Genomic DNA, 286 nt, shown 5'->3' on the forward strand with positions numbered 1-286 from the left:
TATCCATTGGAGCAGGGATTATATCAGGACTAATTAGTGCATTGATGCTTACCGGACTTGGAGATTATGTGTGGAAATATGTATTTGTCTGCTGGACGGGTAGAGTACCATATACTTATCTGCAATCTGTATTGGGAGAAACTAGTGTAGGTGAATGGTTGTCATTCATACCAGGTTGCTTAATATTTACAGGGATTAGTATGGTATACTATTTTTGGTGGGTAAACCACTGGGAAGGAAACAGAATATCGGAGTAGAATCGAGGGAAACTATGGCAAAAATACTG

The 286-nt window shown here is 39.2% G+C and carries 1 protein-coding gene; it reads left to right on the top strand.

Annotated elements, in window-relative coordinates; genetic code table 11:
• A partial coding sequence (locus tag PZH32_RS14035; protein ID WP_275208886.1) for a hypothetical protein occupies window positions 1-257 on the top strand: 257 nt, incomplete at its 5' end.
• Window positions 258-286 lie beyond the last annotated feature (29 nt).

Origin of the sequence: Adlercreutzia equolifaciens (genome assembly GCF_029076695.1) — a bacterium.
Lineage (GTDB): Bacteria > Actinomycetota > Coriobacteriia > Coriobacteriales > Eggerthellaceae > Adlercreutzia > Adlercreutzia equolifaciens_A.